Below are 22,259 nucleotides of genomic sequence, written 5' to 3'. Positions count from 1 at the left end.
CCACGTTTGATTCCACGAACCGGGCGGAGCGCGCTCGGGCGCACCTGTCATTGCTGGTCAGATGGGCGCCCTCGGCAGGATTCGAACCTGCGACCTACCGCTTAGGAGGCGGTTGCTCTATCCCCTGAGCTACGAGGGCATGACTTGCCTGACAGCCTATCTGGTTCGGGCGGCGTCTCGGCACGAGGGCTCGATAGCTGGCGACAAAGTACGTAGTGTTCCGCATTGCGAGTTCCCTACCAGTGGGTAACCTTCAGTGCACGACAGGCGGCGATCCCGCCCGGCATTTCGGAGGGCAACTGTGATCAAAGTGGTGTACGCCGACGACGAGGAGCTTGTGCGTTCCGGGCTGCGCGCCATGCTGGCCGGGGCGAGCGACATCACCGTTGTGGGTGAAGCTATCGATGGGCAGACAGCTGTGGACGTCGTACGCCGGAGACGGCCGGATGTCGTGCTGCTGGATATCAAGATGGGGGCGGAGGACGACGGCATCGAGGCGCTGACGGAGATCCTCGCCGCGCCGGAGCCTCCCACGGTGGCGATGCTGACCACCTTCGACGTCGACGACTACGTGAGCAGGGCCCTCAACAGTGGCGCCAACGGATTCCTGCTCAAGGACATCAAACCTGCCTCGCTCGCGCAGGCGATCCGTGACCTGGCGCACGGGGGCGCCGTCATCGACCCGGGGGTGGCCGCGCGGATGCTGCGCACGCGACGGGACGGGCAGCGTGCTGCCGAACCCGCGCGGGAGCTGCTCGACTCGCTGTCCGAGCGTGAGCGTGAGGTCGTCACGCTGATAGCGCAGGGCCTGTCCAACTCCGAGATCGGCTCGACGCTCTTCCTCTCCGAAGCGACGGTGAAGGGCTACGTCTCGTCCGTCCTCGCCAAGATCGGCGCGGCCAACCGGGTGCAGGCGGCCCTGCTCGCCTACCGCAGCGGCATGGTCGTGTAACGCTGAATGACGCTTTCAGTCCACGAGACGAGCTGACAGCATCATTCAGTGCACCTCTCAGGCGGAGCTCAGTCGTACGCGCAACACTGTGTGCATGCGCATTCTTGTTGTCGACGACGACAGGGCGGTCCGCGAGTCGTTGCGCCGGTCCCTCGAGTTCAACGGCTACACCGTGGAGCTCGCGGGGGACGGCACCACCGCGCTCGACGCGGTCACCGCGAACCGGCCGGACGCGATGGTGCTGGACGTGATGATGCCGAGGCTCGACGGCCTCGAGGTCGCACGCAGGCTGCGCAGCAGCGGCGATGACCTGCCGATCCTGGTGCTGACCGCACGGGACACCGTGTCCGACCGCGTCTCCGGGCTGGATGCCGGTGCGGACGACTACCTGCCGAAGCCGTTCGCGCTCGAGGAGCTGCTCGCGAGGCTCCGCGCGCTGTTGCGCAGGGCGAGCGCGGAGGAGGACACCACAAGCGAGAACTCCAAGCCGCTGAGTTTCGCCGACCTCTCGCTGGACCCGGCCACCAGGGAGGTGCGGCGGGCCGAGCGCGCGATCAGCCTGACCCGCACCGAGTTCGCGCTGCTGGAACTGCTGATGCTCAACCCGAAGCGGGTGCTCACGCGCAGCCGCATCCTGGAGGAGGTCTGGGGCTACGACTTCCCGACCTCCGGCAACGCCCTCGAGGTCTATATCGGCTACCTGCGGCGCAAGACCGAGGCCGACGGTGAGCCACGGCTGATCCACACCGTCCGCGGCGTCGGCTACGTGCTCCGGGAGACACCTCCATGACCGAGCCCGGCCAGGCCGCGGATGGCGTGCCCGCCGAGGACCGGAAGCGTCGCTGGTCACTGCGCGCGCGAGTGGCGACACTGGCCGCGCTCTGCGTCGCAGTCGCCGTCGCGCTGGTCTCGCTCGGGGCGTACATGACCGTGCGGGGCAGCCTCTACGACAAGGTCGACGAAGCCCTCGTGGCGCGGGCGAGTAGCGTGCTCAACGACCGCAACGTGATCGAGACGGGGGGCGCCAAGATCCCCGGCTACCTGTTCCGCCTGGCGGACGTGCAGTTCGACCTGGTGGACGCCAGGGGTGAGTCGCTGCTGCGCCACCCGGTGGGTGGCCCCCCGGTGGGCAGCCCGGAGACGCGGGTGGCGGCGGGCACCGCGTCGCGCTCCATCCGCACCGACGACGACAGCGACATGCGTGTGCTGAGCGTGCCGTACGAGTACGCGGACGGCGTCGCCCTCGTGGTCGCGCAGTCGCTCGAGGACACCCGGCGCAGCCTCGGCGCGCTCGCGGTCGTGCTGTTCGTCGTCAGCGGCGCCGGGATCGTGGTGGCAGCGCTGGCCGGCACCGCCGTGGCGCGGGGTGGGCTGCGCCCGGTCGAGCGGCTGACCGCCGCGACCGAGCGTGTCGCCAACACCGGTGACCTGCGACCCATCCCGGTGTCCGGTGACGACGAGCTGGCGCGCCTGACACACAGCTTCAACACCATGCTCGCCGCCGTCGCCGACGCGCAGCAGCGGCAGCGCAGGCTGGTCGCCGACGCCGGGCACGAGCTGCGCACGCCGTTGACCTCGTTGCGTACCAACCTGGAGTTGCTGCTCGCCGCGGGCAAGGCCGACGCTCCGGACCTGTCCTCCGAGGACCAGCGCGAGGTCGAGAACGACATTCGCGCGCAGCTCGACGAGCTGACCCAGCTCATCGGGGACCTGTCGTTGCTGGCGGGGGCGGACAACCCGCACGCCCGGCAGGAGCGGGTCGACCTGGTCGAGGTGGTGGAGCGCGCGTTGGAACGGGCACGCAGGCGGGCGGGCGACGTGCGGTTCGACGTCGCCCTGCAGCCCTGGGTGCTCACCGGTGACCCCAACGTGCTGGAACGTGCCGTCCTCAACCTGCTGGACAACGCGGTCAAGTTCTCCCCGGAGCAGGGGGTCGTGCGGGTGCGGTTGTTCGCGGGCGACGACGGCGGCGCGGTCCTCGAGGTGGCCGATGCCGGTCCCGGCATCGCCGTGTCCGACCTCCCGAAGGTGTTCGACCGGTTCTACCGGTCCTCGGAGGCACGTACGCTGCCCGGCTCGGGTCTCGGGTTGGCGATCGTGCACCAGGCCGTCCAGCGGCACGGCGGTTCGGTGATCGCGGGGCGCGCGCCGGAAGGTGGAGCCCTGTTCACCGTGCGGTTGCCGGGGTCGCCGCAGTGATGCCTTTGCGCCGTGTCCGGGCGCGCGGTGTCCCACAGACCGTTGCCCTGCGGACATGCGACACACCAGGGTGGCAAGGGACACTGGAGTGCGACTACGAGTTCGTTGTCCTGCCACAGGTCTGGCTCAGCCGGTTCTCAGGGCAGTGGCGCAGGGTGGTGACATGAGCGAGAGCGAGCGGGACGCGCGCGACGAGCGGTACGGTCCGGATCACCCGTGGCCGACCGGCGAGCGTCCGTACGTCGGTGGGTATGGACAGCCGGCCGCGCCGAACCCGTGGTCGCGCCAGGGGCAGGAGGCGAACGCGGCCGGCTACCAGGGTGCGCCGTCCGGCTACGGCTACCCGCCTTACGGGGGCACGCAGCCGATGCCGCCCACACAGGGGGGCGTGACCGACGACCCGGAGGCCCGCCGCCGGTACAGCAAGGCGTTGCTGGTCGCGGTGACCACGATCGCCCTCGTGGCGGGGGCGGCGGGCGGCGCGATCGGCGGGTACGTCACCGCCGAGGACACCGGCCCCCGTGGGGGAACCAACGCGCTGAACGAGCCGCCGCCTGCCGAGCAGACGGGTGACGCGCCGGACGGCTCGGTGGAGGCCGTCGCCCAGGAGGTCACGCCGAGCGTGGTGCAGCTGCAGGTCGCCGGTTCGGGCCGGGCAGGGGAGGGCTCCGGTTTCGTGATCAGCGATGACGGCTACATCATGACGAACAGCCACGTCGTGGCGCCTGGCGGTGAGGAGGGCCGGATCCGGGTGAACTTCCATGACGGCAGCCAGACCAGCGCCACCGTGGTCGGGCACGATCCGACCACGGACGTCGCAGTGATCCGGGCGAAGCGGGCAGGCGAGCTCACCCCCGTGGAGCTGGGTCGGTCCGACGACCTGCTCGTGGGGCAGGACGTGGTGGCCATCGGGTCCCCGTTCGCGCTGTCCGGGACCGTGACGGCGGGCATCATCAGCGCGATGGACCGCCCGGTGCGCGCGGGCGGCGGCGAGGGCGGTCAGGAGACCGTGCTGAACGCGATACAGACCGATGCCGCCATCAACCCGGGCAACTCGGGGGGACCGCTGACGGACATGTCGGGCAACGTCATCGGGATCAACTCGGCGATCTACAGCCCGCGGCAAGGGCCGGGCGGCGGTTCGCAGGCAGGCAACGTCGGCATCGGGTTCTCCATCCCGATCGACCAGGCACGGCGTATCGCCGAGGAGATCATCGATACCGGGCAGGCGAAGCAGACCTATATCGGAGCCGGTGTCTCCGACGCCCGCGACGGCGGTGCGCTCATCCGGGAGGTCTTCCCGGACACGCCTGCCGAGAAGGCCGGTCTGAACGAGGGCGACGTGATCACCCGGGTCGACGACCGGCCGATCCCGGACGCGGACGCGCTGATCGCCGAGATCCGCACGCGAGCGGCGGGGGAGACGGTGACCTTGACCATCGGGGACGACACGAGCCTCGAGGTGACACTCGGAGCAGAGCCCGCTGAGGGTGAGTAGGGAGATGGGATGCTGACTCGACCCGCTACGGTGGACGCCATGGAACGAAGTGCGCAGCGGATCGGTCGTGCCCTCGTGGTCGTGGTGGACGACCGGGTCGCTCATGGTGAGCGGGACGACACCACTGGTCCACTTGTCACGGAGCTTCTGGAGGAAGCCGGGTTCATCGTGGACGGCACGGTCACGGTGCATGCCGAGAACGTGGCGATCCGGAACGCGTTGAACACCGCCGTGATCGGGGGCGCGGACCTGGTGATCACCGTGGGCGGCACCGGCGTGTCACCGCGAGATGTGACCCCGGATGCCACGCACGGTGTCCTCGACCGTCCGATCCCCGGTATCGAGGAGGCACTGCGTTCCTCGGGACTGGCAGCAGGCGCTGTGGACGCCGGGATCTCCCGTGGCCTGGCCGGGGTGTCCGGCAGCACGCTCGTGGTCAACCTCGCTGGATCCCGCGCAGCCGTGCGGGACGGCATGGCGACGCTGTCCGCGCTCGTTCCGCACGTGATCGAGGAGCTGGCCGGGCGCGTCCAGGAGAACTGACCTCGCCCTGAGTGCGCTGAATGACGCTTTCCGTCCCTCTCGCGGACCGGAAGCGTCATTCAGCGCAACGTCACGGTCACGGGGCTGTGCAGGGATACGGCTGCCACATCCGAGGCCGTGCCGGGGTCCAGGGCGAGTAATACGAGCCTGCCGCTACCGCCGAGGCCGTCCAGGCGATCCTCGGTATCGGCTCGCACGGTGAGGACGGTGGCTTCCTCCGCGACGACCCGGCCGTCCTGCTCGGCTGTGCCGGGGGCGATGACATCCACTGTGGTACCGGGACGGAGCAGCTCGGCGACCCCGGCGTCGGACAGCCGGACGGGCACGGCCGTCTTGCCGGGGTGCCCGCTGAGCTCGCCGCCGTACTCCTCGATGAGGCGGGCATCGGTCAGCGGCTCCCCTGCCCGGGCAGCGCCGGACAGTACCTTGCCCACAGCGGCGTCCGGCGAGTCCAGCGCTCCTGCTGGGGCCAGGTCGGTGGGCATCGTGGTCACACGCAGGTCACCGGGTTCCAGCTCGCTGCCGGACGCCAGGTCGGCTGTGGTGGTCAGCACCGGCTCGGCGGCGACGTCGGCCCCGGTCGGAGCCAGCGCGAGCGCGGCGGCGAGCGCGAACAGCGACGCCGCGAGGGCGCGGCGCACCTGAACGGCCCGAGGCGCTCCGCCACCCGGCCCGCGTCGCCGCGGGCGCCGGAACCGGCGCCGGAGGAGCGCGGGCAGCGACGCGGCGCGTGGCGAGGTGGTGGCCTGGTCGGAGTGGTCGGCAGAGAACATGGGCACCCCGGAGCGATCGGCTCTCCCGGGGCGGTCGCCCCCGGTTCACCGGGAACCGTAGGCCGAACCGGAGCGTGCGGGGTGCGGATGTGCGTCCGGTTGTGGAACGCGGCCGTGGTGTGGACAACCTCCCGGGCGCACGTGCGGCATACCAGCCGCGCGGTGCGCGTGGGCGCCTACCTCGACCGGCGAGTCAGGACGTGGACGCGGCCGTGGTCTTGCTGGACGACGAGCTCGTTGAGCTGCTACCGGAGCTGTCGGAGGTGCTCGACGTGCCGGACGAGTCGGAGGAGTCGGAGGAACCCGAGGAGGAAGACTCGGATCCGGATGCGGAGCCGGACGAGTCGGACGAGCCGGACGCCGCGCTGTCGCCGTTCGAGGAGGACGAGCTACTCGCCGAGCTCGAGGTGGAGCTCGAGCGGGAGTCGTTGCGGTAGAAACCGCTCCCCTTGAAGATCACGCCGACCGAGCCGAACAGCTTCCGCAGCGTACCGGAGCACTCCGGGCAGTCGGTCAGGCTGGGCTCGGAGAACGACTGAACGGTCTCGAACTGGTGATCGCATGCCTTACATGCGTACTGGTACGTGGGCACGTGCGCTCCTCCGTGCTGGGTTCGTTTAGCACTCGCACTAGTCGAGTGCTAAATACTATCATCCGTCATCCCGGCGCGCGGTGCAATCGGGGATTGGTCACATCACGGCGGTGCGGACCCGTCGTGGCCGTGTCGCCGAGGCAGGCGGACGAGCCCGTAGCCGGGTGTGAGGGCGCCCGTCATCCGCACGTCGTGGGGTTCGGCGGGCAGGGAACGCACCAGCTCCGTGTCGCGGATCACCGCGATCAGCTCCGTTCCCTCCCGCACCCGCGGCAGCGAACGGTCGTAGTACCCGCCACCCCTGCCGAGGCGCACACCGCCGTCGTCGACGGCGAGCGCGGGCACGAGGACGGCATCGGCGTGCTCGATCGCCTCCGGGCCCAGCGTGCTGCCTGCGGGCTCCTTCAAGCCCTGCAACGGGCCGTCGCGCAGCGACGCCGGGCCGGTGTACGCCGCCCAGTCCAGCGGGCCGACGGTGCTGGGGATCACCGGGAGCAGTACGCGCACATGGACGCTGAGCAGCGCGTCGAGCAGGTCGCGCGAGCCGGGCTCCGAGCCGAACGGCATGTACGCGCAAACGGTGTGGGCGACCCCAGCGATGGGCGGCGAGCAGACGGCCGCGGCGAGCGCGTCGGCCTCCGCGGCATGGGCGGTCTCGGGCAGCGCCTTCCGCTCGGCGAGGACGTGGGCGCGCCAATCCGCCTTACTCGGGCGTTCATTGTCGGCTGAACTCACGTGATCAGGTTAGGCTTTCGTGCTATGACGGGCCAACGCGGTGACAGTACGAGCGAACCGACCTTCCGAACTGCCATTGTCCCCGCCGCCGGGCTGGGAACCCGGTTCCTTCCGGTGACCAAGACCGTGGCCAAGGAGCTGCTGCCGGTCATCGACACGCCGGGTATCGAGCTGGTGGCCAGGGAAGCAGCCGGAGCAGGGGCGCAGCGACTCGTGGTCGTGACCTCGCCCGCCAAGAGCGCGGTCGTCGAGTACTTCCAGCCCGCCCCCGAGCTGGAGAGCAGCCTGGCGGAGAAGGGCAAGACCGCGCTGCTGGACAAGGTGCGCCGCGCACCCGAGCTGATGGAGGTGACCTCCGCTACGCAGCACGAAGCGCTCGGGCTCGGGCACGCCGTCGGCTGCGCCGAGTCACAGCTGCGTCCGGACGACGACGCGATCGCCGTGTTGCTGCCGGACGACCTTGTGATGCCGACGGGGGTGCTCGAACGCATGGCCGAGGTCCGCGCCGCGTACGGCGGCACCGTGCTGTGCGCATTCGATGTGCCACGGGACCAGATCTCGGCGTACGGCGCCTTCGACGTCTCCGGCACCGGCGAGGACGACGTGAAGCGGGTGCACGGGATGGTGGAGAAGCCCGCGCCGGACGAAGCGCCGTCCACTTTGGCGGCTGTCGGGCGTTACGTTCTCGATCGCGCGATATTCGACGCGTTGAAGCGGATCGAGCCGGGCGCGGGCGGGGAGTTGCAGCTCACCGATGCGGTCGCGCTGGCGATCGAGGACGGGCACCCGGTGCACGTGGTGGTCCATCGTGGCGGAAGACACGATCTCGGTAACCCCGGCGGGTTCGTGAAAGCCGTGGTGGACCACATGCTGGAGGATCCGGAGTACGGTCCGGAGCTACGGACGTGGTTGAGTGAACGAATCGAGAGTGCGACGCGATGAGCACATCTGATCCGCAAACCGAGGAGCACGGCGCAGTGCAGCGCACAGAAGCCGAGCAGGCGGTCGCCGTCGACGAGGCGAATCGCGTGCCGGACGCCTCGTCGGCCCGCGTCGCGCCCGCCGCGCCGGATGCCGCCCTCGACGGGGAGTTGCGCCCGGTGGACGAGCAACTGCGCCGCGTGTTCGATGCCGCGGTACGCCCGAGCCCGGTACGGGTGGCCATCTCCGAGTCACAGGGGCTGCTGTGCGCCGAGGAAGTCGTCGCCGAGAGCGCCCTTCCCGCGTTCGACCAGGCCGAGGTGGACGGATTCGCGGTACGCAGTGTCGATGTGCGGTCGGCCACCGAGGAGGAGCCGGTCGAGTTGCCCGTCGTCGGCGAGATTCCCGCGGGGTCCCAGCAACCGCGACGGCTGCAGCCCGGCCAGGCGGTGTGGGTCGCCCCCGCCGCACCCCTGCCGACGCTGGCCGACGCGGTGATCCCGAGAAGCTCCGCCGACGACAACCCGGCACGGGTCACGGTGACCCGGTCGTTCCCGTCCGCGGCCAACGTCCGCAGAGCGGGTGAGGACGTGCAGACCGGTGACATCGCGGTGCGCAAGGGCGACATCATCGGTTCGGCGCAGGTAGGGCTGCTCGCTGCCGTGGGGCGGGCGAAGGTGCTCGTCTACCCGCGCCCGCGGGTGTCGGTCATCTCGGTGGGCGACGAGCTGGTCGACGTCGACAGGGAACCCGCCGTCGGGCAGGTGTACGACGTGAACTCCTACGCGCTCGCCGCGGCGGGGCGCGACGCCGGTGCCGAGGTCAACCGGGTCGGGATCTCGTCGACGGACCCCGCGACGCTGCGCGAGGTCGTCGAGGGCAGGCTGCTGATGTCGGAGATCGTGGTGATCGCGGGCGGTGCTGGTGGTAGCGCGGGGGATGACGTGCGGGCGGCCCTGTCCGACATGGGCAAGGTCGATATGACCAGGGTGGCGATGCACCCTGGCGACACGCAGGGGTTCGGCCAGCTCGGCCCGGACTCGGTGCCGACGTTCCTGCTGCCGGACGATCCGACGAGCGCGCTCGTGGTCTTCGAGGTGCTGGTGCGGCCCCTGATCAGGGTGGCGCGCGGCTCGCGGAAGCCGCACCGCAGGGTGGTGCACGCGCGCCTGCTGTCGCCGATCAGCTCCGCCCAGGGGTGGAAGGGTTACGTGCGCGGGCAGCTGATGCGCGACGAGAGCAACGGGGAGTACCTGGTGCAGCCCCTCGGCACGTCGGGCTCGCACCTGCTCGCCTCGCTCGCCGAGGCGAACTGCCTGATCACCGTGGGTGAGATGTTGACGGACGTGCCCGCCGGTGACGAGGTGCAGGTGGCGTTCCTGGCCCAGAACGGGTAGCGACGGGTCGATGTATCCGGACGCGGGCAGGGGATCGGTGGCCGGCACGGACGAGCCCGGCCATCCCGGCTGGCCCGCGCGGCTGGGGCCGGTGCGGACGCGTGCCGGCGTCGTGGCGCTGCGGCCGCTGTGGCTGCGCGACGGCCCGGCGTGGCGGCGGATCCGGCTCGACGACCGCGACTACCTCGAACAGTGGGAGCCGTCCACTCCCGGGAGCTGGAAGCAGCGTCACACGCTGACGTCCTGGTGGGCACAGTGGTGGAGCCTGCGTTCGCTCGCGCGGCGCGGCCAGTGCCTGCCGTTCGCGATCACCGTCGACGGTGCCTTCGGCGGCCAGCTGACCATCGGGAACGTGGTCCGGTCCGCGCTGTGTTCGGCGTGGGTGGGGTACTGGGTGGCGTCCGGGCACGCCTCGGGCGGGGTGGCCACCGCGGCGCTCGGTCTGGCCGTCGACCACGCGTTCGCGTCGGCGGGGCTGCACCGGCTGGAGGCCACGGTGCGGCCGGAGAACGCGGCCAGCCTGCGGGTGCTGACCAAGGCGGGCTTCCGGCAGGAGGGGCTGCTCCTCCGTTACCTCCATGTCGCCGGGGCGTGGCGGGACCACTACTGCTACGCGATCACCACCGAGGACGTCGGTACCGGGGTGGTCGCAGGCATGGTCGCCGCGGGCCTGGTCGAGCGCGTGTGAAACATCCGGTACCGGCGGCGACGCGTGCTTCGCGACGTCCGCTCGCTCGATCGAGTGTCACTATTCGGGGTTCGATCGGCGCGCCTGCGTGGTGCACGTGACTGCTGTGGCTAGTGTGAATGGACGATCACAGTGCTGCAGTCGGGGAGGCTACGGGAGATGCCGAGCTCGTTGATGATCGTCGCGCTAGCCGCGGCGTGGCTCGTCGTTCTCGTTCCTATGGTCGCGCGGAAGCGCCAGGAGATCTCGCGGACCGGCGAGGACGCCCTGGCGGCCCGAGTGGTGCGGAGCGGGAGCGTGCGCACCGACATGCGGGAGGAGAGCATGATGTCCGAATCCGCGGAGCGAGCAGGTCGTAGCGAGGACCACGGCCAGGAGTACACGGACGCGCCGGGCGACGCCGAGCCGCGCGAGGCCGCGGCCCCGGACGGAGCCGCCAGGCAGCGGTCCCGCATGGAGCGCGACGGTGACGCCGGGGCGCCCGAGCGGGACGAACGGGACGAGCGGGACGCCGACACCGGCAGCCGGTACCGCAGGGGCCGAGGTGGGTTCGACCCGGAGGCCGCCGAGATGGCCGCGCGTGCCAAGTACGCGTTCCGCCAGCGCGTGGTGCTCGCGCTGCTGGGTACGGTGCTGCTCACGGCGCTGCTCGCCGGCTTCGTGCACGCGGGCCTGTGGTGGGTCAACGCGCTGGCCGTCGCAGGCCTTGCCGGCTACCTGGGGTACCTGCGCAGGCAGGTCCGGATCGAGAACGAGATCCGGCAGCGCAGGATGGCGCGGCTCGGCGGCTCCCGCAGGCACGAGCGCAACCGGGAGCTGGCCTTCGACGACCACGACGTCGCTGATGACGAGCCCCCGGCCCCCGAGTACGACGAGCGGCCGAGCGCGGTCGGCGAGGTGCGCAGGCACTCCCGTCCCGCGCGCAGGCAGGCCGAGGTACTGGACATCGACGACGAGGATCCCGCCTTCCACGAGCTCGACGAGCCCGACTACCCGGCGTACCGTAAGGCCGTCGGGGAGTAGACCCCCGGGTCGATCAGCCGGCCCGGCGGCTTGCTATGCTTTCTGACGTTGCCAAGGGGCTGTAGCGCAGTTGGTAGCGCGTCTCGTTCGCATCGAGAAGGTCAGGGGTTCGATTCCCCTCAGCTCCACAATGTGATGTCTCAGGACATCGCGGACGGCCGAACCCTTATTGATGGGGGTTCGGCCGTTTGTTTGTGCGGGGTGGTCCGGGTGGGCGGCCGAGTGGCTGGTAGTTGCGGCTGGGGTCGATGGTGAGTTCGCGGACGAGTGTGCCGGTGGCGGCGTGGATGACGCGGACGTGGGTGTGGTCGACGAGTGTGAGTACGGGGGTTCGGGCGTGTTCGGCGCCGATGCCGATGTGGCGGGTGCGGCCGTTGAGGCGCAGGCTGAGCTTGCCGTCGTGATCGACGATGTCGCTGAGTACGCGGTAGTGGGTGTCGGTGCTGCGGTCGGTGGTGGGGCCGGTTTTGGGCCTGGCGTGGTAGGCGGTGGCGGGGGTGGCTCGGTTCGGCAGGGACCGGTGTGGCCGGTGCTGGTTGTAGGTGGTGACGAACTGGTCGATCAGGGCCTGTAGCTCGGCCAGGGTGGTGGGCTGGTCGGGTTGGGCGGCGAGCCAGCGTTTGAGGGTTTGTTGGAAGCGTTCGACCTTGCCGCAGGTGGTGGGGTGGTTGGGGCGGGAGTTCTTCTGGGCGATGTCGCGCCGTTGGAGTTCGGATTCCAGGGCGTTGCGGCCGCCGCGGCCGCCGGAGAAGCGGGTGGTGTAGACCATGCCGTTGTCGGTGAGCACGGAGGCCGGGTCGCCGTGGTGATGGGTGGTAGCGGTGAAGGTGTCGAGCACGGTCTGGCCGGTGATGCGCGGGTGCGCGGTGACGTGTAGGGCGTAGCGGGAGTGGTCGTCGAGCCAGGTGATGATCTCGCAGTCGGTGCCGGGGGTGTCCTCGTTGTCGGCGAGCCGGTGGTGGGTGAGGTCCGATTGCCACGTCTCGTTGGGCATGGTGGCTTCGAATCGGATGGTCGAGGAGTTCGGTCGCTTGGCTGGTGTGGGGGTGATGGCGCCGTGCCGGGCGAGGATGCGGTGGATGGTGGCCCTGGACAGCCGGGTGTTGTGGTGGTGGTGCAGATACCAGCCGATGGTGTCGGCGCCGGCATCGTGGCCGGCGTCGGTCAGCTCCTTGCGCAGTCGCAGCACCGTCTCGATCGTTGCGGCCGTGGTCGCTGTCGGCGTAGTGCGGGGACGGCGCGAGCGCGGCTCGAAGGCGGCTTCGCCCTCGGCGCGGTAGCGGGCGAGGAGTTCATAGACCCACGAGCGGGAGAGGCCGTAGTCGGCCACCACGTCGGCGACCGTCCGCTTCTCCACAACAACGGCAGTGATGACCAGGCGTGCCTTCGACATGCCCGAGCATCCAGCACCACTCCGCAGTGCCCTGAGACATCCGTCCGGCATGTCGTGAGACACGCGTCCGGGATGTCCTGAGACTAGACACCCTCAGCTCCATCGTTTGGCCGGGTTCTCGCGGAGCAGACCCGCAGCACGACGCGCCTGGACCCGCAGGGGCACGAAGCGGCGATCCCTGGGGAGCGTGGGCCGGATATGCGCGCGCTGCGACGGCGAGATGTGCACCGGCGAGACCTTGATGTGTGGGGCGATGACGTAGGCGATCTGGAACCACAGCGCCTGCATCCGCAGGTAGTCACGCACGAAGTCCCCGGCGACACTCAGCGTGACCAACTCATCCAGCCACGGCATCAACATGCCCGCCTGGTCCTCGCCAAGCCGGAGGATCTGCGCGGGCTCGGAGTAGATCGTGTCCGCGAACCTTGCGCGTCGAGCCGGTCTTCGAGGAACCCCGCGTACTGCCACCGCACCTGATCGAGCACGTAATCCGTATCGAGATACATCGTGCTCACAGTGATGTGGTCCTCGGGCTCCGAGCCACACAGCACGTTCGCACCGAGCAGGATCACATCGCCCGGTTTGACCGGTTGCTGCCCGAACTCGCTGAACAAGAAAGCAGAACCGTCACGGACGACGATCACCTTCACGCAGTCATACGCCACTGGCCCCACCGGACGATGCACCGTCCGCGTACGAGCCAAGAGCGGAGCAAAAGATTGCGCAGCTTCAGGGACAGAATCGGTTGCTCTAGAAGCCGTCTCTGTTACCCCACCCTCGACCATGCCACCTGTCCACCCGGCTCTAGGCAGTTGAGTGTTTGGTTACGGATGGTGTCTCTGGTCGTGGCGACCGTGATGCGCTTCTCGGGCTCGGACCCGCACATGACGTTCGGGCCGAGGGCGATCACGTCACCGGGTGTTCTTTCTCTGTTGGCCGGCGAACTCGGAGTTTCTGGAGTGGCGCGGCGTTCATCGGATTCCCTTCCGGTCGTTGGCGGTCGCTCGGGAGGTTGAGATCAAGAAAATGGCCACGAGGACGGCGATCACGGCTCCGGAGTAGAACATCCAGGTCGCGTTCCCTGATCCGGCGAGGCCACCGATGAAGGTGCCGAGGGCGATTCCGATGTATATGCCGGAGGAGTTCAGGGCGATCACCAGCGGCGCTTCGTCCGGTGCGGCGGCGATGAGACGATGCTGCTGGGGCGGTGTCTGGCACCAGCTGCTCGCGCCCCAGGTGAACGCCAAGATGCCGACCAGGCCCGGCAGCGCGATGCCTGCCAGGCTGAGCGATCCGAACGCGGCAAGCGTGCACGTCATGACTGTGTACCCTGTGATCAGCACTCGCGTTCCGCCGAACCGGTCGGTGAGTTTGCCGGACGACTGTGCGCCGGCGACGGCGCCGACGCCGTAGAGGAACAGCATCCACTGGGTCGCATCCGGCGACACGCCCACGGCGTCGAAGGCAGGGATCGCGTAGGCGTAGGCGGTGTAGGCGGCAGCCATCCCCAGAACGGTCACGGGCAGGATCGCCTGAACGTCCAGGTTGCGCAGGACGGCCAAACGCGTGGCCAGCGGTGTTCGGGTTCCGCTGGCGAGCCTCGGCAAGAGCACGGCCAGTCCGACCCCGACGAGCAGGCACAGCAGCGCGACCAAGCCCAGGGCGGTGCGCCATCCCATGATGCGGGAGGCGAGGTTTCCGAGCGGAACGCCGATGGCTGTCGCCACGGTGAGACCGCTGACCACCAGCGCGAGTGCGCGCCCGCGTCGTTCCACGGAAACCAGCGACGACGCGACGGCTCCGGCGTTCGGGGTGTAGGCGGCCGCGCCCAGCGCGGCCAGCACGCGCGTAGCCATGAGGATCGCGAACGTCGGGGCGAGCGCTGTTCCCACGTTGGCGAGGCCGAGCACGACGAGGGCGGCGACCAGCAGGCGTCGCCGCGGAACTGTGGCGGTGGCGGTTGCGAGGAGTGGTGAGAACACCGCGTAGCAGATCGCGAAGACCGTGACCGAGTAGCCCGCAGCCGCCTCAGAGACTCCGAGTTCGTCGGCCATCCGAGGCAGGAACCCGGCGACGACGAACGCGTCCGTACCGACAGCGAAGGTGCCCAGTGCCAGGAGCGAGACCCGACCTCCGGAGTGCCTCGGAGCGGCAGCTGATGTTCGGTCAGATAACGAGATGTTCAATGTCCCGATTCTCCTTTCAAGAAGAGCCCGACAAGCCGAACAGGTCGTCTCGTGGCGCGGGTGGGTCAGGCGGTGCGCTCGATGAAGCGTCGGGTGCGGCGCTCGGCCGAAGCGGGGGTGTCCGCGATGAGGTCGGCGAGCGTTTGGCTCGCGAGCTCTCGCCGCCACGCCAGTTCGGCCTTGCGCATCGCCTTTGAGATGCCGCAGGGGTGCGCGAACTCTCCGGGTGCTGCGGCTCGGCCGGCTCCGCGCTGGCGGATCTCGGTGCACTGGAACGGGTCTGTGCCGCCCTCGATGGCTGTCACGACGTCCATGAGGCTGATGGCTTCGGGATCGCTGCCGAGACGGTAGCCGCCGCGCGCGCCCGCCTCGGAGCGGAGGATGCCCGCCTTCGCGAGAGGCTGCAGCTGCTTCTTCAGATACTCCGGAGGTAGATCGAAGACCTCGGCTAGCCGTCCGACCGGCAAGGGCGCCAGGTCGTCCAGCCACGCGAGCACGAGGCAGCAGTGCACGCCCCACTCCACACCCTCACTCATTCGCATAATGGGGATACTACACCTCCCGATTGGGCTAGCGTGGTCAGCAACGCTCGAACGTAAGCGATGGGAGGGGTGATCATGCGCCGGGTGCGGTCCAGGGTTTCGTGTTCATGCTGCTGTCTACGTTCTTCTTCGCCGTCGCGGGTCCGGTCGCCAAAGCCCTCTACAGCATCGGCTGGACGCCTGGGTCGGTGGTGCTGATCCGGCTGGCCGGTGCCTCGGTGCTACTGCTGGTCCCGACCCTGATCGCCCTGCGCGGCCGCTGGGGCGAGGTGCGCCACCACTGGAGGAAGATCGTCACGTACGGCGTCGTATCGATGGCCGGGGTGCAGGCGTTCTTCTTCCTCGCCCTCGAACACCTCAGCGTTGCCGTGGCGATCCTGCTGGAAATGATGGGTGCCCCGTTGATCATCGTGTTCTGGCTCTGGGCCAGGACCCGGCAGCGCCCGAGCACCATGACCGGCATCGGCGTGGTCGTCTCGTTGCTTGGTGTCGTGCTCGTGCTCGACTTGCGGAACGCATCCCTGAACTGGGTCGGCATCCTCATGGCCCTCGCTGCCGCAGCGTGTTTCGCTTCCTACTTCCTGGTCTCCTCCAACCAGACCATCAGACTCCCGTCGATCGCCTTCACCGGGCTCGGCATGGGGATCGGAGCCTTCGCCGCCCTGATCGCCAACCTCACCCGGATCATGCCTGCGCGATTCGTCGTCGCCGATCTCGACTTTGCCGGTTTGCGAGTGCCCTGGTTCGTGCCCGCCCTCCTGCTCGTCCTCTTCACCGTCGGCGCATACCTGTTCGGGATCCTCGGCCTGCGTCACCTCGGAGCCACCGTCGGCTCGTTCGTGAACCTCACCGAGGTGCCCTTCTCCGCAATTGCAGCGTGGATTCTGCTAGCTGAAGCCCTCACCCCGCTTCAGCTAGCCGGCGGGGTCGTCATCCTGGCCGGTATCGTCCTCGTGAAATGGGGCGACCTCAAAACCAAGCCGGGACCGCCCGAACAGCGCACGCTCAGCGAACAGCGGCCGGTCACCGCGCCATGCCGTGACGCGCGCAGTGGAGTGTGAACCGTTCCCGCTTTGGCAAAGTCACGGGCCGCGGCCGATGACGATTAGGATTCCTCGGCCCTGCTGACTAGGTGTGTTGTCCCGGGACGTTGGTAACGGTCGACACGCCTGTATGTGATCTTGATGTGGGGGAGGGCCTGTACTACCTGGACGAGTGCGTTATCGGGCCAGCCCTTGCCCGCGGCCTGGTGGTGCTCAAAGACCGTCACGTCGACACGATCCTCTACGCGCTGGCGCCACTGCTCATGCGCCAGGGCACGGTGTCGACCTACAAGGAGGCGCTCATCTGGCTGCGCAGCCTGATGATCCAGCTCCGGCACCCGCCCAATCTGACGGTCTACGTCGACGCACCCCTTGAGGTTCGGCTGGAGCGGATCGCTTGTCGTGACCGGCACCTGGAGGAACACCGCGCCAGCGAGGGATCGTGCCGCGACCTACTCGCCGGTAGTCGTCACGCCGCCGTGGGCCGCGCGTCGGCGACATGCTCTGTCCGTGCTCGGCGGTATCGTTGGGGCATTCAGATTGAGTATCACCGTTCGTGACATAGCAGTCACGCAGCGCCACGCAAGGGATGGTCGCCGAAGGATGGACAGGTCACGCACGCACCTCGCCACGAGTTGGCGAGCATGTGCTGGTCACGAGGTAGGCTGACGTGGCTGACCTGGATAACACCACCAAGCGCAAGCTCGAGTTGATCTTCGACATGAGCGGCGGCTACGTGCTCGACTTCAGTAACCCCCGCTTTGCTGACTTCGTGAAGACCGCGATCGGGATCGATCCATACGAGAAGTACCCGCCCGCTTCGAAGGCAGTCCTGCTTCGCACTATCTGGCACGAAGAGCCGATGCCGCTCGTTGCCAAGCTCAACCTCGAACTGTTGGAGCACTGGCGCGTTGGCAAGTTGATTGCGGACGAGGAGCCGAAGTCGTCCGAAGTGACATTGCACGACGAGCTCAAAGCACAGTTCGCAGCGCTTGTCGACACCGCAGACCCGGCCAGTACCGAGTTCCTCGCCAAGGACTTCAGTCATGTCGACCTGACTGCATTGCCGCGAGAGTTGACCTCGCAGCAAGTCGTCGAGGCGCGACTGACCGAGATCGAGCGCTGCCTGCAGGCCAATGCTCCGCTCGCGGTCATTTTCCTTGTGGGTTCAACGCTCGAAGGTCTCCTCATGGAGCTTGCCATGGCGCACGCCGCGACTTTCACAGGCTCGTCAGCGGCCCCGCGTGCTCGCGGAGTGCCCAAACCAGTCCAAGACTGGAAGCTGGGCGAGTTGATTGCCGTGGCACGGGACCTCGGTGTCCTGGGTGAGGACGTCGCGCGTCATGCCGACCATGTTCGAGGCTTCCGCAACTACATTCACCCGCGTCAACAGCTCCGCGAATCCTTCGAGCCTCGTCTGGAGACAGCGCGCATCGCTCAGCAGGTACTTCGAGCCGCTCTCGTCGATCTAGAGAAACTAACGACTGGGCGAGGCGTGTCAGCGTGAAGGCGGTGGAGAGTCAGCACGAGCCGGCCACGGCGGTACGGCGGGCGTTGGGAGTCGCGGTGGCGGGACTCACCGATGCCTTCGAGCCTGGCGAGCTGGCATTCCTAGCAGTGACCAGCAAAGCCGAGCTGCCCATCCGGGATCGGTTGGCATGGTGCCTCGCTCAGGACCTCGGCGAGGCATTCATTGTTACGCGCGAGTGGCGTAGGGCGGATCTTGCGATTTTGGCGGGCTCGAACGTTGTCGCGCAGGTGGAGGCCAAGGCGCTCTACAGCTTTGATGTGCTGAGGGAAGCGGGACGCCAGAAGTATCTCGGATACCTCCGTGCGGACGCAGTGAAGATGCAAGCACTGGCAGCACTGGCTACGTCAGATCGATTCCTACTCTCGATTGTTACCGATGTGCGCGGGGAGATCCGTCCCGAGCTCATGCGCCACGTCGTCAAGTACACACCGGGGATCACCAAGGCCGCGTCCCTGTATGGATCGGATGAGGTTCGCTCCATGGCGAAGGAGCGCTGGCCAAAGGGGCTCGACCAGTCGTTCGGCGTCTCGACTGCTGTGACACACCTTGATGGAGGTGTCGTCTGGGGACTCGACGTAGGCGTCGACGTGTTCCTCATCGGGCCGCTATCGGAGGCCGATCATGGCTGATCTGCAGCGAGCGAGCGGGGTCAGACGATGACCGACTTTGACCTCTATTTCTCCGAGCACTTTGGTGTCGATCCGGCCGTCTTGGAAGAGTACGGAGCCTTTGATGTCAGCATCGTCTCCGACCTTCCACTATTCATCGATCCGTTTCTCCTTTTCAACAGCGACAAGCCCGAGTACCAAGCCCTCCACGAGCAGATCCTCAAGTACTTATACTTCCTGCGCGACAAGGCGGCGCCCGACCTTGATCCAGCCTTGATCAAAAGCTGGTACCGGTTCAAGGAGGTCAAGCAGAACTGGCTCGGATTCACGGTTCTTGGAAACGGCGGTAGTGGCCTCGGTGGTAAGTTCGCGACCTCGCTGCATAAATCACTCGGATCAATCCTAACCAACTTTGGTTCCGAGCAAATCACCGTGAGCTCCCATCTGGAGAAGCTGGCCCTGATCCAACCTGGTGTCGGGCGCGACAACATCAGCGACTTCGCAACGAATCTGATTAAGGACTACCTCCTCGAGTACACCCAGACGTTTGCTAAGACGCACCTCGCTCCGGAAAAGGTCGATACTTTCGCCGTGACGCGAGCTGCGTTCAACTACGACACTGAATCTTGGGAAACACGGCGATATATCCTGCCTCGGCTGGGCGATGACTTCGTCCTGCTGACACCGGCCGACATCCTCACCCGTGACGACACTTGGATCAGTCAAGTGGACATGATCCGCCGGTTCGACGGGTTGCCGCTTGCTGTGCCTGATGATTCACTTAGAGCGCAAGTCAACAACTACTTCCGCCAACGATTGGGGAAGAAGCCCACAGCGAAAGATCGTGCAGCGGCAGCCCACAGCACGATTCGCCAGTTCCCAGAACTTATCGACTATTACATCAAGACGAAGGAGGAGTCAGGTGACGAGGCTGTCGCGACCAGTTCGAAGAAGGTCGACGACACCTACCAGGTCCTCGTAAACCAGCTGAGGCTGGCGGTCGCCGACCTTGCCTCGAAGACCGAGTTCTATGACCAGGCGTGGAACAGCTACGACGAGGCGCTTGATCGCGTCCATCTCTTCAAAGCCTATGTCGAGGACAATGACGGCTACAAACTGATCAACCGTGCAGGAAAGCCGTTCTCACGCGAGGATGAGGTTCAGCTGTTCTTTGGTCTGCTCTGGTGTAGCACCGACTTCGACGTCAACCGAGAGCCAAACAACGGACGCGGGTCTGTGGACTTTAAGGTCAGCTATGGAGCGGGGGACAAATCGTTGATCGAGTTCAAGCTTGCGAGCAACTCGGCACTCAAGCGGAACCTAGAGAAGCAAGTCGCCATCTATGAGAAGGCGAATAAGACCGACAAGTCTATCAAGGTCATCGTCTGCTATACCCAGGCCGACCAGGAGAAGGTTGCCACAGTGCTCAAGGAACTGGGTCTCGACAAAGAGCCGTCTATCGTCGTGATTGACGCAAGAAACGACAATAAGCCCTCGGCATCGAAGGCGTAGCGGTCATGAGTAGCCGCAAGAAGCCCAGAAACAAACGAAGGAACAGCCGGCTCAAGGATCACAAGCAGACTGGAAAGATCCTCAAGCCGCCGATGCGAACCATTGGCAACATGCAGATGGTTCCCTGGCTGAGGGATAGCTTCCCCGACATGCTGTGGCTGTGCGCCCTGATCAAGTTGTACGGGGATAAGCCTGGCATGCTGCTCGCCGGGAAGGTGCTCGACCGCATCGACTCCGTCCTCGGGCTTGAAGAAGGCGATGGTTCTGAAGATTCGAAACGGCTGATTCTGACCGGTGAGATGACGACCTTCGACAAGATCGCCGTCGAGGATCGTTCAGCCGTCCTTGCCGCACTGCAGGAGGATGGGCTGTTCGAGCAAACTTTCCCGTGGGTTCTGGTGCGAGCACTCCAGAAGTACCACAGCCCGCCCGCAGCTTGGCTCTTCGAAGGCTGGCGGGGAAATGATAAAATCATTCCCGACAACCAGCCCGAGCAGTTCCTCCGCGAACTGATCAGTGATGCCAGTCATGGACAGAGCGCGATGGCCACAAAAGCCAAGGCGATGGTGATTCGAGCTTGGCTAAAGACTGGTAAGCTTATGCTGGCCAAGGAGATCGGTGAAGTGTGGGACAATATTCTGCCACGCTACCCCGATGAGATCACGGAAGAGGAGCGTCAGCGTATCGAGCCTTCTATCCGTGCGACGTTCATGACCCTTACTAGCAACCCAGATCGCGAGCTTGAAAAATCGCCTGGTCTCACATGGGCGAAGACCTTCTGGCGCCAGAACTGGAAGTTGTACGAGTGCGGCGATTCCAGCGCAGACGCTGAACATTCGCTCGACGCCACGAGCGAGCATGTGAAGGCTGCGCATGCCGCCTGGCAGCATGTGTTGGACGAGGTTACTGAGCGGTTCCTTGCAGCATCGCGTGCGGCAGACCCTGATCTGTATGCACCAGACCGCCACGAGATCCTCACCGGGCTTGTCTACCGGCAGATCCGTGCACTTGGGGTGATGATCGGATTTCCTGCACTGTGGACGATGGAGCACGGGTCGTCCACGATTCGCGGCGTCCTGGAGGCGCGAATCCTTGTCAAGTGGCTGCTTCTACAGGACGATCCTGAGCTGTACTCGCGATTCAAGGATTACGGTCGCGGCAAGCTTAAGCTCCTCAAGCTGCACCTTGAAGAGTACCGAGAATCTCTCAGCTCACCGGCCGCGGAGCTAGATGAACAGATCGAGTACATGGACGCGTTGGTAAACCGTGACATCATGGAGGAGTTTCAGGACATCAGCATCGAAGGGAACTTCGCTGGCCTCGACACGCGAAGGATGGCGGACCAGGTAGGTCTGCTGACGGATTACAGACTGGTTTTCCAGCCCGCGAGCTCAAACATGCATGGCGAGTGGGCTTCACTTGACCAGTACACCCTTTCTACCTGCCGCAACCCGCTCCATCGATGGCATCGGATACCTAACTCAGATCCAATGCTGACACTTGGTCCTCACGTCGTTGAGATTGCGCTCGGCATGCTCGATGACCTGGTCGCAGACTACGAGGAGGGTTTAAAGTCTTGATCTTCTACGCGGGTAGCGGTCATTCGCCGCACCCTCCCATGCGTATCCCGCATCCGAACCCCACGATCACGGAGTCGGTTCAGTACCGTCGTCGGGTCGACGTTCATCCGGCCGCCGATGCGGGCCAGTGACCACCCAGCTTCGTAGAGTTGCACCGCCTCGTCGACCTGCTCCGGCGTAAGACCACCCCGCCGCATCTTCACCCCATGCTGCTTCAGGATCTTGCCGACCGTTTGCCGACTGATCCCGAACCGATCACCAAGCTCGTACACCGTCGCCCCGGCCTCGTAGCCCGCGACAAGCTGGCGCACCTGCGCATCATCGAGCTGCCTTACTCGCCCTGGCTTCCGCAGACCGGGTGACGGCTTGACCGGCGCATCCAGGCCCGGGAGCTTCCGCAGGAGCGACTCCAGGGCGCTGACCTGGTCTTTCGTGTTATAGTAACGCCCCCAGGGTCCACCATCAGGCTGTTAGTGTTCTGACCTGTGTTGAAGTCTTGGAGAAGGACGACGCCGCAGGTTGACAGGTCGCCCAGCGGGCGAC

At 66.7% G+C, this 22,259-nt stretch carries 24 protein-coding genes, 2 tRNA genes and 1 pseudogene; 17 read left to right on the top strand and 10 right to left on the bottom strand.

The genetic code is table 11. From position 1 onward, the window contains the following. Positions 1-66 precede the first annotated feature (66 nt). Positions 67-139 (bottom strand) — tRNA-Arg (locus H0B56_RS08360). Between the two features lie 162 nt (positions 140-301). Here H0B56_RS08360 and H0B56_RS08355 point away from each other — a divergent pair. The 5 genes from H0B56_RS08355 (at position 302) to H0B56_RS08335 (ending at position 5,192) form a co-directional block, all read left to right on the top strand. Beyond that, a complete protein-coding gene (locus H0B56_RS08355) occupies positions 302-952 on the top strand; it encodes a response regulator (RefSeq protein WP_180892315.1) in 651 nt (216 codons plus the stop codon). Positions 953-1,046: 94 nt separating this feature from the next. Continuing rightward, entirely contained in the window at positions 1,047-1,742 is a 696-nt protein-coding gene (locus H0B56_RS08350; protein WP_180892314.1) for a response regulator transcription factor, read from the top strand. Beyond that, complete coding sequence (locus H0B56_RS08345) at positions 1,739-3,151, top strand: sensor histidine kinase (protein WP_180892313.1); 1,413 nt, start codon at positions 1,739-1,741, stop codon at positions 3,149-3,151. The genes H0B56_RS08350 and H0B56_RS08345 overlap by 4 nt, the downstream gene beginning before the upstream one ends. A 163-nt stretch (positions 3,152-3,314) precedes the next feature. Then, a complete protein-coding gene (locus H0B56_RS08340; RefSeq protein ID WP_180892312.1) occupies positions 3,315-4,649 on the top strand; it encodes a S1C family serine protease in 1,335 nt (444 codons plus the stop codon). A 39-nt stretch (positions 4,650-4,688) separates the two neighbouring features. Continuing rightward, on the top strand, positions 4,689-5,192 hold the full coding sequence (locus H0B56_RS08335) for a MogA/MoaB family molybdenum cofactor biosynthesis protein (RefSeq protein WP_180892311.1): 504 nt from the start codon (positions 4,689-4,691) through the stop codon (positions 5,190-5,192). A 59-nt stretch (positions 5,193-5,251) separates the two neighbouring features. On the opposite strand, the gene H0B56_RS08330 is transcribed toward H0B56_RS08335, so the two are convergent. Further along, complete coding sequence (locus H0B56_RS08330; RefSeq protein WP_180892310.1) at positions 5,252-5,965, bottom strand: SAF domain-containing protein; 714 nt, start codon at positions 5,963-5,965, stop codon at positions 5,252-5,254. Between the two features lie 200 nt (positions 5,966-6,165). Here H0B56_RS08330 and H0B56_RS23610 point away from each other — a divergent pair, with 200 nt between their 5' ends. Continuing rightward, positions 6,166-6,402: a hypothetical protein gene (locus H0B56_RS23610; protein WP_425484513.1), complete on the top strand. Its 237-nt coding sequence runs from the start codon at positions 6,166-6,168 to the stop codon at positions 6,400-6,402. A 14-nt stretch (positions 6,403-6,416) separates the two neighbouring features. Here the strand turns inward: H0B56_RS23610 and H0B56_RS23605 are convergent. Both H0B56_RS23605 and H0B56_RS08320 read right to left on the bottom strand, forming a co-directional pair. Next, positions 6,417-6,557: pseudogene (locus H0B56_RS23605) on the bottom strand (FmdB family zinc ribbon protein); the annotation flags it as partial. A 102-nt stretch (positions 6,558-6,659) separates the two neighbouring features. After that, positions 6,660-7,292: a 5-formyltetrahydrofolate cyclo-ligase gene (locus tag H0B56_RS08320; RefSeq protein ID WP_180892308.1), complete on the bottom strand. Its 633-nt coding sequence runs from the start codon at positions 7,290-7,292 to the stop codon at positions 6,660-6,662. A gap of 24 nt (positions 7,293-7,316) precedes the next feature. On the opposite strand from H0B56_RS08320, the gene H0B56_RS08315 reads away from it, so the two are divergent. The 5 genes from H0B56_RS08315 (at position 7,317) to H0B56_RS08295 (ending at position 11,449) form a co-directional block, all read left to right on the top strand. After that, positions 7,317-8,234 (top strand): UTP--glucose-1-phosphate uridylyltransferase, encoded by a 918-nt coding sequence (locus H0B56_RS08315; protein ID WP_180892307.1) that lies wholly within the window; start codon positions 7,317-7,319, stop codon positions 8,232-8,234. After that, on the top strand, positions 8,231-9,610 hold the full coding sequence (gene glp, locus H0B56_RS08310; RefSeq protein ID WP_180892306.1) for a molybdotransferase-like divisome protein Glp: 1,380 nt from the start codon (positions 8,231-8,233) through the stop codon (positions 9,608-9,610). Before H0B56_RS08315 ends, glp begins: the two co-directional genes overlap by 4 nt. Before the next feature lie 10 nt (positions 9,611-9,620). Beyond that, the gene (locus H0B56_RS08305) at positions 9,621-10,298 is read left to right on the top strand and encodes a GNAT family N-acetyltransferase (protein WP_180892305.1); all 678 of its coding nucleotides are present in this window, start codon (positions 9,621-9,623) and stop codon (positions 10,296-10,298) included. A gap of 159 nt (positions 10,299-10,457) precedes the next feature. Then, on the top strand, positions 10,458-11,321 hold the full coding sequence (sepX, locus tag H0B56_RS08300; protein WP_180892304.1) for a divisome protein SepX/GlpR: 864 nt from the start codon (positions 10,458-10,460) through the stop codon (positions 11,319-11,321). A 55-nt stretch (positions 11,322-11,376) separates the two neighbouring features. Continuing rightward, positions 11,377-11,449, top strand: a tRNA-Ala gene (locus H0B56_RS08295). Between the two features lie 38 nt (positions 11,450-11,487). Here H0B56_RS08295 and H0B56_RS08290 read toward each other — a convergent pair. The 5 genes from H0B56_RS08290 to H0B56_RS08275 all read right to left on the bottom strand — a co-directional run bounded on the left by H0B56_RS08290 (position 11,488) and on the right by H0B56_RS08275 (position 15,442). Further along, complete coding sequence (locus H0B56_RS08290; RefSeq protein ID WP_180892303.1) at positions 11,488-12,714, bottom strand: IS481 family transposase; 1,227 nt, start codon at positions 12,712-12,714, stop codon at positions 11,488-11,490. 93 nt (positions 12,715-12,807) lie between these two features. Further along, complete coding sequence (locus tag H0B56_RS22595) at positions 12,808-13,074, bottom strand: hypothetical protein (RefSeq protein ID WP_219632408.1); 267 nt, start codon at positions 13,072-13,074, stop codon at positions 12,808-12,810. Then, the gene (locus tag H0B56_RS22590; RefSeq protein WP_219632407.1) at positions 13,068-13,328 is read right to left on the bottom strand and encodes a hypothetical protein; all 261 of its coding nucleotides are present in this window, start codon (positions 13,326-13,328) and stop codon (positions 13,068-13,070) included. The genes H0B56_RS22595 and H0B56_RS22590 overlap by 7 nt, the downstream gene beginning before the upstream one ends. 357 nt (positions 13,329-13,685) lie before the next feature. Next, positions 13,686-14,900, bottom strand: a complete 1,215-nt coding sequence (locus H0B56_RS08280; RefSeq protein ID WP_246360918.1) for an MFS transporter — start codon at positions 14,898-14,900, stop codon at positions 13,686-13,688. 65 nt (positions 14,901-14,965) lie between these two features. After that, positions 14,966-15,442 (bottom strand): RrF2 family transcriptional regulator, encoded by a 477-nt coding sequence (locus H0B56_RS08275; protein ID WP_089299843.1) that lies wholly within the window; start codon positions 15,440-15,442, stop codon positions 14,966-14,968. Between the two features lie 107 nt (positions 15,443-15,549). Between H0B56_RS08275 and H0B56_RS08270 the strand changes: the two genes are divergently transcribed. From H0B56_RS08270 to H0B56_RS08245, 6 genes are all read left to right on the top strand, one after another. Next, a complete protein-coding gene (locus H0B56_RS08270; protein ID WP_180892427.1) occupies positions 15,550-16,503 on the top strand; it encodes an EamA family transporter in 954 nt (317 codons plus the stop codon). 125 nt (positions 16,504-16,628) lie between these two features. Continuing rightward, positions 16,629-17,045, top strand: coding sequence for a nucleoside/nucleotide kinase family protein (locus H0B56_RS08265; RefSeq protein ID WP_180892302.1), 417 nt, complete (start codon positions 16,629-16,631; stop codon positions 17,043-17,045). Positions 17,046-17,155: 110 nt separating this feature from the next. Beyond that, the gene (locus H0B56_RS08260) at positions 17,156-17,992 is read left to right on the top strand and encodes a hypothetical protein (protein WP_180892301.1); all 837 of its coding nucleotides are present in this window, start codon (positions 17,156-17,158) and stop codon (positions 17,990-17,992) included. After that, complete coding sequence (locus H0B56_RS08255; RefSeq protein ID WP_180892300.1) at positions 17,989-18,645, top strand: hypothetical protein; 657 nt, start codon at positions 17,989-17,991, stop codon at positions 18,643-18,645. Before H0B56_RS08260 ends, H0B56_RS08255 begins: the two co-directional genes overlap by 4 nt. Before the next feature lie 27 nt (positions 18,646-18,672). Continuing rightward, on the top strand, positions 18,673-20,136 hold the full coding sequence (locus H0B56_RS08250) for a hypothetical protein (RefSeq protein WP_180892299.1): 1,464 nt from the start codon (positions 18,673-18,675) through the stop codon (positions 20,134-20,136). Between the two features lie 5 nt (positions 20,137-20,141). After that, positions 20,142-21,716 carry a DUF5677 domain-containing protein gene (locus H0B56_RS08245; RefSeq protein ID WP_180892298.1) on the top strand — a complete coding sequence of 525 codons (1,575 nt, stop codon included), beginning with the start codon at positions 20,142-20,144 and terminating at the stop codon, positions 21,714-21,716. Here H0B56_RS08245 and H0B56_RS08240 read toward each other — a convergent pair. After that, positions 21,692-22,027, bottom strand: a complete 336-nt coding sequence (locus H0B56_RS08240) for a helix-turn-helix domain-containing protein (protein ID WP_343063804.1) — start codon at positions 22,025-22,027, stop codon at positions 21,692-21,694. The genes H0B56_RS08245 and H0B56_RS08240 overlap by 25 nt on opposite strands. Positions 22,028-22,259 lie beyond the last annotated feature (232 nt).

The organism is Haloechinothrix aidingensis (genome assembly GCF_013450155.1).
Lineage (GTDB): Bacteria > Actinomycetota > Actinomycetes > Mycobacteriales > Pseudonocardiaceae > Haloechinothrix > Haloechinothrix aidingensis.
This window is presented reverse-complemented; position numbering and strand designations above follow the sequence as displayed.

Bases quoted from the DNA above. Each gene is read 5' to 3' on its own strand.
- H0B56_RS08315 (WP_180892307.1), top strand. From the start codon at position 7,317: ATGACGGGCCAACGCGGTGACAGTACGAGCGAACCGACCTTCCGAACT.
- H0B56_RS08330 (WP_180892310.1), bottom strand. From the start codon at position 5,965: ATGTTCTCTGCCGACCACTCCGACCAGGCCACCACCTCGCCACGCGCC.
- H0B56_RS08305 (WP_180892305.1), top strand. From the start codon at position 9,621: ATGTATCCGGACGCGGGCAGGGGATCGGTGGCCGGCACGGACGAGCCC.
- H0B56_RS08340 (WP_180892312.1), top strand. From the start codon at position 3,315: ATGAGCGAGAGCGAGCGGGACGCGCGCGACGAGCGGTACGGTCCGGAT.
- glp (WP_180892306.1), top strand. From the start codon at position 8,231: ATGAGCACATCTGATCCGCAAACCGAGGAGCACGGCGCAGTGCAGCGC.
- H0B56_RS08245 (WP_180892298.1), top strand. From the start codon at position 20,142: ATGAGTAGCCGCAAGAAGCCCAGAAACAAACGAAGGAACAGCCGGCTC.
- H0B56_RS08250 (WP_180892299.1), top strand. From the start codon at position 18,673: ATGACCGACTTTGACCTCTATTTCTCCGAGCACTTTGGTGTCGATCCG.
- H0B56_RS08345 (WP_180892313.1), top strand. From the start codon at position 1,739: ATGACCGAGCCCGGCCAGGCCGCGGATGGCGTGCCCGCCGAGGACCGG.
- H0B56_RS22595 (WP_219632408.1), bottom strand. From the start codon at position 13,074: ATGTTGATGCCGTGGCTGGATGAGTTGGTCACGCTGAGTGTCGCCGGG.
- H0B56_RS08275 (WP_089299843.1), bottom strand. From the start codon at position 15,442: ATGCGAATGAGTGAGGGTGTGGAGTGGGGCGTGCACTGCTGCCTCGTG.
- H0B56_RS08350 (WP_180892314.1), top strand. From the start codon at position 1,047: ATGCGCATTCTTGTTGTCGACGACGACAGGGCGGTCCGCGAGTCGTTG.
- sepX (WP_180892304.1), top strand. From the start codon at position 10,458: ATGCCGAGCTCGTTGATGATCGTCGCGCTAGCCGCGGCGTGGCTCGTC.
- H0B56_RS08270 (WP_180892427.1), top strand. From the start codon at position 15,550: ATGCTGCTGTCTACGTTCTTCTTCGCCGTCGCGGGTCCGGTCGCCAAA.
- H0B56_RS08335 (WP_180892311.1), top strand. From the start codon at position 4,689: ATGGAACGAAGTGCGCAGCGGATCGGTCGTGCCCTCGTGGTCGTGGTG.
- H0B56_RS08290 (WP_180892303.1), bottom strand. From the start codon at position 12,714: ATGTCGAAGGCACGCCTGGTCATCACTGCCGTTGTTGTGGAGAAGCGG.